This window comes from Paenirhodobacter enshiensis (genome assembly GCF_000740785.1).
Taxonomy (GTDB): domain Bacteria; phylum Pseudomonadota; class Alphaproteobacteria; order Rhodobacterales; family Rhodobacteraceae; genus Rhodobacter; species Rhodobacter enshiensis.
In genome coordinates this window covers 158,405-165,802 of record NZ_JFZB01000012.1, presented here as the reverse complement: position 1 = coordinate 165,802, position 7,398 = coordinate 158,405, and the positions used below count along the sequence as shown (strand labels likewise).

8 protein-coding genes are annotated in these 7,398 nt (G+C 67.9%); 2 read left to right on the top strand and 6 right to left on the bottom strand.

Translation table 11 applies throughout. The annotated features are described in order from the left end of the window. Together CG50_RS08735 and CG50_RS08730 are read left to right on the top strand one after the other, a co-directional pair. Positions 1-722: ABC transporter permease (locus CG50_RS08735; RefSeq protein ID WP_036637227.1), on the top strand; the 722-nt coding region annotated here is incomplete at its 5' end. 162 nt (positions 723-884) lie between these two features. Next, the gene (locus CG50_RS08730; RefSeq protein ID WP_036637174.1) at positions 885-1,634 is read left to right on the top strand and encodes an SDR family NAD(P)-dependent oxidoreductase; all 750 of its coding nucleotides are present in this window, start codon (positions 885-887) and stop codon (positions 1,632-1,634) included. Positions 1,635-1,671: 37 nt separating this feature from the next. Here the strand turns inward: CG50_RS08730 and CG50_RS08725 are convergent, their stop codons facing one another. The 6 genes from CG50_RS08725 to CG50_RS08700 all read right to left on the bottom strand — a co-directional run bounded on the left by CG50_RS08725 (position 1,672) and on the right by CG50_RS08700 (position 7,360). Continuing rightward, the gene (locus tag CG50_RS08725) at positions 1,672-2,316 is read right to left on the bottom strand and encodes a GntR family transcriptional regulator (RefSeq protein ID WP_036637171.1); all 645 of its coding nucleotides are present in this window, start codon (positions 2,314-2,316) and stop codon (positions 1,672-1,674) included. A gap of 150 nt (positions 2,317-2,466) precedes the next feature. After that, positions 2,467-3,639, bottom strand: a complete 1,173-nt coding sequence (locus tag CG50_RS08720) for a M24 family metallopeptidase (protein WP_036637169.1) — start codon at positions 3,637-3,639, stop codon at positions 2,467-2,469. Between the two features lie 13 nt (positions 3,640-3,652). Next, complete coding sequence (gene pxpB, locus CG50_RS08715; protein WP_036637168.1) at positions 3,653-4,372, bottom strand: 5-oxoprolinase subunit PxpB; 720 nt, start codon at positions 4,370-4,372, stop codon at positions 3,653-3,655. A gap of 57 nt (positions 4,373-4,429) precedes the next feature. Next, positions 4,430-5,728 (bottom strand): TRAP transporter large permease, encoded by a 1,299-nt coding sequence (locus tag CG50_RS08710; RefSeq protein WP_036637166.1) that lies wholly within the window; start codon positions 5,726-5,728, stop codon positions 4,430-4,432. A gap of 10 nt (positions 5,729-5,738) precedes the next feature. Further along, the gene (locus tag CG50_RS08705) at positions 5,739-6,281 is read right to left on the bottom strand and encodes a TRAP transporter small permease subunit (protein WP_051909761.1); all 543 of its coding nucleotides are present in this window, start codon (positions 6,279-6,281) and stop codon (positions 5,739-5,741) included. 92 nt (positions 6,282-6,373) lie between these two features. Further along, the gene (locus CG50_RS08700) at positions 6,374-7,360 is read right to left on the bottom strand and encodes a TRAP transporter substrate-binding protein (protein ID WP_036637163.1); all 987 of its coding nucleotides are present in this window, start codon (positions 7,358-7,360) and stop codon (positions 6,374-6,376) included. Positions 7,361-7,398: the final 38 nt, after the last annotated feature.

Here is a 7,398-nt window from a genome sequence, read left to right as displayed (position 1 = left end):
GCGGCCTCGGAGGCATGGCGGTCGGTGCGCTGATGGCGCTGTTTTGCGTGCGGCTCGGGCTCAATCAGATCGTCGTCGGCATCGCGCTGACGGTCGGGGCGGGGGGGGTGACGGCGCTGCTGCATTACGAGCAGTTCTCGCGGCTGTATCCGCGGTTGCCGGTGATGGACAAGCTGGCGATCCCTGGGCTGTCGCAGATCCCGGTTCTCGGGCCGGCGCTGTTCGTGCGCGAGCCGGTGGTCTATGTGGCGTTTCTGCTGGTGCCGCTCATCGTGGGACTGTTCCGGCGCACGCAGCTCGGGCTGATGCTGCAGGCGGCGGGCGACAAGCCGGCGGCGCTCGATACCGCGGGGGTCAGCGTGCTGCGCATCCGCACGGTGGCGGTTCTGATCACCGGCACGCTCGTCGGGCTTGGCGGGGCGTTCATGGCGATCGTCGGGGCGGGAGTGTTCGTGCCCTTCATGACGCATGGCAACGGCTATATCGGCATCGTGCTGGCGATGCTGGCGCGTGGCCGGCCCAGCTGGGTGATGGGCGGCGCGCTGGTCTTCGGCGCCTGCCTGTCGGCCACCACGGCGTTGCAGCTGGCAGGCGTCGACGTGCCCACCGACATCATCCAGATGCTGCCCTTCGCCGCGGTGATGGCGGTGCTGCTGGTCGCCGGTCGCGGTGCGCGCCTGCCCGCAGCACTTGGCGAGGCCTATGTCCGCGGCGAGCGCTGACGATCGCGGCGCAAGGCCGGCCGCAGGCAGCTTGTCGCCTGAGGCCGGTCTGCGCCGGCGATTTCTGTCGACCGCCCCGGTCCGGGCTTCTAGGCTTTCCGCGACGACCGCGGGTCCGTGCCGGCCTCCCGCCGGCATCGCCGCGACAGGCAGGAGGAATTGATGGATATCCGATTTGACGGAAAGATCGCGCTGGTGACCGGCGCCGGATCCGGTCTTGGGGCCGCCATCGCCGCCGAGCTTGCCGCTTCGGGCGCTCATGTCGTTTGCGCGGACCTTCACGAGGAGGCCGCGCAGTCGGTCGCCGATGGCATCGTGTCCCGGGGCGGCAAGGCAGAGGTCTCGGTCGGCGACGTTTCCGACCCGGCGGCGGTCGAGGCGGCGGTCGCTCGTGCCATGAGCCTCGGCGGGCTGCATCTGCTGGTCAACAATGCCGGGATCGGCGGGTCGAACGCGCCGGTCGCGGACTATCCGGTCGACAGCTGGAAGCGGGTGATCGACGTCAATCTGAATGCAGTGTTCTACGGGCTGCATTTCGGCATTCCGGCGCTGCTGGCTTCCGGCGGCGGAGCGGTGGTCAACATGGCCTCGATCCTCGGCTCGGTCGGTTTCAACGGCACGGTGGGATATGTGGCGGCGAAACATGCGGTGGTTGGCATGACCAGGACCGCGGCCCTCGATTATGCCACGAAGGGCATCCGGGTGAACTGCGTCGCTCCGGGGTTCATCGATACGCCGTTGCTCAGCCAGATGTCGCGCGAGCAGTATGACGCTCTGACGGGGCTGCATCCGGTCGGCCGGCTGGGCCGGGCCGATGAGGTCGCCGGGCTGGTGACCTTCCTTCTGTCGGATCGGGCAAGCTTCATCACCGGCAGCTATCATCTGGTCGACGGCGGCTATACCGCGCGCTGACAGGCTTCGCGCGCGCGCGCCCCGGACCGGCTGGTGATCAGCCCCCGGTAAGACGCGCGACGATGGCGCGGCGCACCGCGCTCAGATGGTCGGCCATGGCCTTGGCGCTGGCCTCGGCATTGCCCGAGGCGATGGCGTCGACGATGGCGATATGTTCGGCGCAGGTGTCGCCCAGACGTTCCGGCATCGAGCGCAGATCGAACATCTGGGTCTGTCGGCGGACCGTGCGGATGATCTGTTCGAGCTGCGGGTTGCCGGCAGCGCGGGCGATCATCTCGTGCAGCCGTTCATCGACCTCGCGCACCGACATGCGGTCGTTTTCGCCGCCCGCGGCGAGCGTCTGCAACTGGTTGCGCAGGCTGTCGAGATCACCCGCCGGGATCCTCCCGGCCGCCATGCGCGCCATCGCCGGTTCCAGCAACGAGCGGATCTGCAGCGCATCCATGAAATCCTCGATGCGGATCTGCTTGACCTGAAGGCCGCGGGTGCCGCGCCGGATCAGCAGCCCCTCGCCCTCGAGCATCAGCAGCGCGTCGCGGATCGGGGTGCGCGACATGTCGAGCATCTCGGCCAGCCGCCTCTCGGTCACGATCTCGCCGGGCTGGGCGCGTTTGCTCTGGATCAGGTCGAGGATCTGCTCGTAGGCCTGCAGGGCCAGGCGTTTGTCCTGCGGTTGCAGCATCGCTGTCCTCCTCACTGGGATCGGGGCGAATAGGGCCGTCCGTCGTCTGCGGGCCGGCCCGGAAGATGAATATGCGCGCGCGCGGGCCGGGCGTTCGTGTCCGATAATGTAACGGTGTTCCAATATAAGCGGGCGCACGCAAGCGCAACGTCAGCGCAGCATCATGCTGCGCGGCAGCGACGACAGCGTCTCGATCCCGGTTTCAGTGACGATCACGGTTTCCGAGGCACCCACGGTGAACGCCCCGTAGCGGCGCAGCGTCATCGGCAGGTGAAACACCATCCCGGGTTCGAGGAGCGTTTTCACTCCGGTGAACAGCGACAGGAACGCCCCCTCGCCCCAGTCGGGGGCGAAGGCCGCGCCCATCGAATAGCCGATGCGCTTGCGGAACGCCTCGGTCTGGCCGGCGTCGTCGACGATCCTTTGCGCCGCCTCGTGCGGCAGGGCGCAGGGCACCCCCGGTTTCATCGCGCCGAGCGCCGCATCGAGCGCGCGCAACGCCACGTCCATCATCTCGCGCGCCTCGGCGGGCGGGGTGCCGATCCAGGCGCTGCGCATCAGCGCGGCGTGATAGCGGTCGTGGCTGGTGGCGAGTTCCAGAAACACGCCGTCGCCCGCTTCGAGCCTGCGCCGACGCCAGGTCGCGTGCGGAATGCCCGAGCGCGGGCCGGAGGAAATCAGCGGCTCCATCGCCCAGGCTTCGGAGCCGGCAGCAACGGCGGTGCCGATCATCCGCGCGGCGATGTCGTTCTCGCTCGCGCCCTCGCGCGTGGCGTCGAGGGCGGCCGCCATCGCCGCCTCGGCATAGCCCGCCGCGGTGCGGATCGCGGCAAGTTCCGCCGGGGATTTCACCATGCGCAGGCCCTCGACGATCCCCGATCCGTCGCTCAGCGCGACACCTTTCAGGGCCGTGCCGAGGCGCTCGGCGAAGTCCATCGGGATGAACCAGCCGGTGCGCTCGATCGCTACGCGTTTCAGCCCCAACTCGCGCACCAGCGATCCGAGCGCCGCCGCCGGATCTGTGCCGTCCTGCCAGGCGCGGATGTCGCGAAGCCAGGTCGCGGTGCGCGCGCCGGTGGTCTCGAGCTGACGTACCAGCAGCACGGGATCGCCGCTCAGGGGCACGATCAGTGCCTGAAAGGCGAAATAGCCCGCGGTCTGGCGTCCGGTCGCCCAGAAGATGTTCTCGGGCCCGGTCAGCAGCAGCGCGTCGACACCAAGCGGCGCGATGCGGGTCTGCAGGCGCGCGATGCGGGTCGCGAATTCGGCTTCGGGGAAGACGGCTTCGGTTCCCCGCAGCGGGTCGCTCTGAAACGGATCCATATCTCTCGCCTTCCTATTGCGGCAGTTCGATGTCGACGATGCTTTCGCCCGCAGCCTGGCGCTTCAGCATCTCGTCGGCTTCCTTCTGTTCGACGGCGCGAAACCGGATCCGGTCGCCGGCGCGGAACAGGAAGGGCGTGGCGCTTTCGGGGGCGAAGGCGCGCACCGGCGTCCAGCCGAGGAACCGCCACCCGGACGGCCCCGCGACCGAGCTGATGCTGGCCTGCTGCCCGCCGATGCCGAGCGCACCGGCCGGGATATGCTGGCGCGGCACCTTGAGGCGCGGGGTGTGCAGTTTCTCGGGCAACCCGCCCAGATAGGCGAAGCCGGGCGCGAAGCCGATCATGTAGACGCGGTAATCCGCCCCGGAATGCAGCGCGATGACCTCGGCCGGGGTCAGCCCCTTCATCTCGGCCAGCTCGTCGAGGTCCTGCCCGACCGGCCCGCCATAGACGCAGGGCACGGTGATGCGGCGGGTGGCGGCCCCGACCGGGCCGAGGGCCTCGTAGATCCCGCAGACCTGCGCGGCCAGATCCCGGCCGCGCACCCTGACGGGATCGTAGCACACCATCAGCGAGCGATAGGTCGGCACCAGCTCGATGAGCCCCTCCGGGGCGGCGGCGGCGATGGCCTCGGCGAGCGCGATGATCCGGTCGTTGATCCCGGACGAGACCTCGGTGCCGAGCTGGAAGACGAAGGCGCTGTCGCCGGCAGGAAGGATGGTGGGGTGCATTTTCGTTTCGTTTCAGTGAGATGCCGGCGCACCCTGCGGGGGGCACCGGGGCAGTCCTCAGCGGTAGAGCAGGTTCGGCAGGAAGCTGACGATTCCCGGGAAGACTGCCAGCACCAGCACGAAGGCCGTGGTGATGAAGAAGAACGGCAACGTCGCGCGCACGATCTGGGCGATGCTGTCGCCGGTCAGCCGCTGGATCACCGTCAGGTTGAAGCCCACGGGCGGGGTGATCTGCGCGAGTTCGACCACGATCACCAGAAAGATGCCGAACCAGATCGGATCGTAGCCCGCCGCGGTCACCAGCGGCAGGGTGATCGGCAGCGTCATCACGATGATACCGAGCCCCTCCATCACCGTCCCGAGCAGGATGTAGAAGATCAGCAACACCACGATCAGCATGAAATCCGACATGCCCCAGCCCTGGATTTCCTGCGCGATGTAGCGCGGGATCCCGAGATAGCCGAGCGTCGTCGACAGGAACGAGGCGCCGATCATGATCAGCCCGATCATCGCGCAGTTCTCGGCTGCCTGTTTCGCGGCCTGCAGCAGGATGCGCAGGTTCAGCGTGCGCTGTCCCACCCCGATCAGGATCGAGACGGTGACCCCGACCGCCGCCGCCTCGGTCGGCGTCGCCAGCCCGCCATACATCGAACCGATCACCCCGAGGATCAGGATCAGCAGCGGCCCGAGATCCTTCAGCGCCACGAGCTTCTCGCGCAGGCTGGTGCGCGGCGGGGGCGCGCCCACCAGCTCCGGGTGCAGGGCCGAGCGGATGGCGATATATCCCATGTAGGACAGTGCGAGCAGCAGCCCCGGCACAACGCCCGCGGCGAACAGCTGCAACACCGACTGCTGGGCCATCACACCATAGATGATCATGATGGTCGACGGCGGGATCAGAAAGCCGAGCGTGCCCGCCCCGGCCAGGCTGCCCTCGACGAGGCGCCGGTCATAGCCCTTGGAAATCAGTTCTTTCGCGGTGATGCGGCCGACCGTCGCGGTGGTCGCGGCCGACGATCCGCACACCGAGGCGAAGATCGTGCAGCCGAGCACCGTCACATGGCCAAGCCGCCCCGGCACCCGCCCGAGCCAGGGGGCGAGCCCGCTCATCAGCGCTTCGGAGATGCGGGTGCAGAACAGGATCTCGGCCATCAGGATGAACAGCGGCAGTGCCAGAAGTTCGGCCGAGGACAGGGTGTTCCAGCTTTGCTGCGCGATCAGTTTCAGGACCGGCATGTTGGGGCGGAACATCTCGATCAGCAGGCCGCCGGTGCCGACGAGCCCGAGCCCGATCCATATCCCGCCGGCCAGAAACAGTGCCAGAAGGCCGAACAGGGAAAAGACGACTTTGCTCATGTCCGGGGCCTCATTCGATCGCTTCGGCGACGCTCAGCCGCTCGCCGCGCAACAGGCGCAGGGCCTGGGCGATGCACTGCAGCGTCATCAGCACGGTGCCGGTTGCCAGCACCGCCTGCGGATAGACCAGCGGCACGCGGATCGCCGTCGCCGATGTGGTGTCGCGCGTCCATGACAGCCAGGCGAGCTGGACGAATGCGGTGGCGATCACCGCACAGATCGCCACCGCGACGAGGCAGGCGGCCACCTCGATCAGATGCGCTGCACGTGCGGGCAGCGCGTCCAGAAGCGCGGTCACCCGCACATGCAGCCCGTTCTTCATCGCGCCCGCCAGCGCCAGCGTGAAGCAGGCGCCCATCAGGTAGCCCGCGATGTCCCAGGTGAAGTCGAACGAGCTGTCGAACAGGTTGCGCGCGACGATTTCCATCATCATCAGAACGAGAATGCCGAGGAGGCACAGCGCCGACAGCAGGCTGCCCCACCCGGTCAGCCGGTCGATGAGCCCGATGGCCGGGCCGAATATCTGGCCGAAGTCTTGCTTGTGATCTGTCATCCGGGGTCTCCGACGGGCGCAATGGGGGGAGAGGGCGGGCCGCGACGGGGCCCGCCCGGGGGCGCTTCGGGCGGCGGTGCCGCCCGGGGGGGTCACTTCAGCAACAGCAGGTAATCGTCGATCACCGGCTTCGCGGCGGGAACCTTGGCCTCGAAATCGGCCCACAGCGGCTTCGCCTTCTCAAGCAGCGCGGCGCGCAGTTCGGGCGAGGGGTCGGCGATCTCGATGCCGTTGTCCTTCAGCTTGGCAAGCTGACGGGTGTCCTCTTTGGCGCTGTTGACCCAGAACTGCGCTTCCATCTTCTTGGCGACGGCTTCGATGGCCTTCTGGTTCTCCGGCGACAGTTCGTTCCAGGCATCGAGGTTGACGCTGACCGCATCCGAGGACGACTGCCAGTTGAACCGGGTCATGTGCTTGGTGAACTGCCAGAACGCACCGTCGACGCCCGAGGAGGACGAGGTGGTCACGCCCTTGATCGTGCCCGCGGCGAGCGCCGGGACCACTTCGCCCCAGGGCATCTGCACCGGGGTGGCGCCGAGTGCCTTGAAGAAATTGCTGCCATTCGCATCGACGACGCGGATACTCAGCCCCTTCAGATCGTCGAGCGTGTCGATCCGGTTCGGCGAGTAGACCGCCTGCCCGGGCCAGGGCACGACATACAGCACTTTCTGGTTCATCTTCGCGGCCACCTCGTCGACGGCGGGGCGGAAGAACTTGTGCAGCAGGGCGAGGTCGGGCAGCGTCGGCGCGAGGTAAGGCAGGCTCTCGATGCCGAGGATGGGCGCCTCGCCGACCTGCTGATTCAGCAGCACATCGGCGATCGGCACGATGCCGTCGCGCACGGCGGCCATCGCCTCCGGTCCCTTGATGCCGAGCGCACCGCCCGACTGGACCGTGATCTCGACCTCGCCGCCGGTCGCGTCGCTGACCGCCTTGGCGAAGTCATGGGCGTCTTTCGTGTGGAAGTTGCCCTCGGGCCAGGCAAGGGACATGTCCCAGGTCGTCTTTGCCTCGGCGGCGGTGACGGTGAGGGCAAGAGTGCAGGCAGCGGCCAGCGCCGCGGCGGATTTCATCTTCATTGCGGATCCCCGTGTTGGACGTCTCCTCTTTTGGTATA

Bases quoted from the DNA above. Each gene is read 5' to 3' on its own strand.
- CG50_RS08730 (WP_036637174.1), top strand. From the start codon at position 885: ATGGATATCCGATTTGACGGAAAGATCGCGCTGGTGACCGGCGCCGGA.
- CG50_RS08725 (WP_036637171.1), bottom strand. From the start codon at position 2,316: ATGCTGCAACCGCAGGACAAACGCCTGGCCCTGCAGGCCTACGAGCAG.
- CG50_RS08720 (WP_036637169.1), bottom strand. From the start codon at position 3,639: ATGGATCCGTTTCAGAGCGACCCGCTGCGGGGAACCGAAGCCGTCTTC.
- pxpB (WP_036637168.1), bottom strand. From the start codon at position 4,372: ATGCACCCCACCATCCTTCCTGCCGGCGACAGCGCCTTCGTCTTCCAG.
- CG50_RS08710 (WP_036637166.1), bottom strand. From the start codon at position 5,728: ATGAGCAAAGTCGTCTTTTCCCTGTTCGGCCTTCTGGCACTGTTTCTG.
- CG50_RS08705 (WP_051909761.1), bottom strand. From the start codon at position 6,281: ATGACAGATCACAAGCAAGACTTCGGCCAGATATTCGGCCCGGCCATC.
- CG50_RS08700 (WP_036637163.1), bottom strand. From the start codon at position 7,360: ATGAAGATGAAATCCGCCGCGGCGCTGGCCGCTGCCTGCACTCTTGCC.